This is a genomic window from Hydrogenobaculum sp., assembly GCF_049967395.1.
Taxonomy (GTDB): domain Bacteria; phylum Aquificota; class Aquificia; order Aquificales; family Aquificaceae; genus Hydrogenobaculum.
The window spans coordinates 1-1,946 of record NZ_JBMFST010000096.1; the positions used below are offsets into that span (position 1 = coordinate 1).

Genomic DNA, 1,946 nt, shown 5'->3' on the forward strand with positions numbered 1-1,946 from the left:
GTATTGAGCTTTTAGAATTTTATATACAAGAAAATCATTTGACAGATGATGATTTTATAAAAGCTTTAAAAACATCTTTGGCGCTTCATGATTTTGGCAAATTTACAACATATTTTCAAACTTATATCAAAAAAGAAGATATCCATATTAAAGACAAAAGACTAAAAGAACATTCTCTTATATCAGGAGTTTACACCTTTTACTGTCTTAGAAAGTTTGTAGACAATAAAACCTATCAAGCTTTTTCTTTTGTTGCTTGCAAAAGACACCATACAAACCCCAAAGCCTTCGCAGATGAATTTTCTATACCAAAAGAGGATATAGATATAATAAAAAAGCAGATAGAAAGTATAGATGAGGAGAAGTTTAACATATTTGTAGAAAATTTAAAGCTATCAGAAGATATAAAAAAGCAAATCTATTTGAAAAAAGAAGCCTTTTGCAATGATATTGACAATACAATAAAGGGTCTCATGGCTTTTAGAAGGGATTTTAGAAAAGATGTGATATCCAATAAATGCAAATACGATTTGATAGATTTTATCAGATTTCAATACATATACTCACTTATTTTGGATGCCGACAAAACAGAAGCTGGAGCTAAGCCTTTTATACCAAAAAGGTTAGAGGACATAAGCTTAGATGTTGTTTTAAACTATAAGAAGAAGCTCTCAAAAAACAAAGTTATAGATAATTTAAGAGAAGAAGCTTTTAAGGATATTTTATCTAAAAGCTTGGATACAGACAACAAGATATATTCAATAACATTGCCAACGGGTATGGGCAAGACGCTTATAGGACTCTCTATTGCCTTAAAACTTAGGAATCAAATAAGACAGAAAACTGATATTACGCCTCGCATAATATACTCTTTACCATATGTGAGCATCATAGACCAAAATGCAGAAGTATTTAAAGAAGTGTTAGAAAATAGCTTTGAAAATGTAGATTCTTCTATACTTTTAAAACACCATCATTTGTCGGAGCCTTGCTATGAAGAGTTTGATTTAGGAACGTCAAGGGTGTTGATGGAGGCCTGGAACTCTGAAATAATAGTGACTACTTTTGTACAGCTTTTTAACACAATGGTATCTTATCTAAACTCCTCTTCACGAAGGTTTAACAAGCTGTCAAACGCTATTGTGATCATAGATGAAGTGCAAGCTTTACCCACAAAGTATTGGAAGCTTATAAGAGATATGGTAAAAGTACTATCAGAAACTCTAAACACATACTTTATCTTTATGACAGCTACACAGCCTTATTTGGTAGAAGATGCTACGGAACTAAGCCAAAAAGAAAAATACCTTGATAGGCTAAATAGATACAACGTCTATTTTGATTTGACACCAAAAAGTATTAAGGATTTTTTGGAAGGGACTGATATCGAAAGCTCTAAAACTTATTTATTTATAACAAATACAATAAAATCTTCAAAAGAGTTTTATAGGCTTTTGAAAGAAAAATATAAAGACAAAGAAATAGGCTATCTTTCAACTGCTATAACACCTAACGAGAGAAGGGCTAGGATAAGGGGTATAAAAGATGGAAGATATAAGCTCGTAGTGAGCACTCAGCTTGTAGAAGCGGGTGTGGACATAGATTTTGATGTAGTGTATAGAGATTTTGCACCGATGGATTCTTTGAACCAATCTGCTGGAAGATGCAACAGAAACATGGAAAAAACAGGCGAGTTTAGAATTGTAAACTTAATAGATGAAAACGGTAAAAACTACTCAGAAAAGATTTACGATAAAATACTTCTTAATCTAACTAAGGAAATACTAAAAGACAAGCGCATGCTTAGTGAAAAAGAGTTTATTATGTTGATAGAAAGTTACTTTAAAGAGGTGCACAAAAGGATAAGCAACGATGAGTCTAGCAACATTATAGAGGCTATAAAACTTTTTAAATTTGATGCTGAGGATGGGAATTCCATAAGGGAT

1 protein-coding gene is annotated in these 1,946 nt (G+C 31.9%); it reads left to right on the forward strand.

Translation table 11 applies throughout. From position 1 onward, the window contains the following. Positions 1–1,946 (forward strand): CRISPR-associated helicase Cas3' (cas3, locus tag ACP5S8_RS08210; RefSeq protein WP_461876452.1); only part of this gene is annotated, 1,946 nt, incomplete at both ends.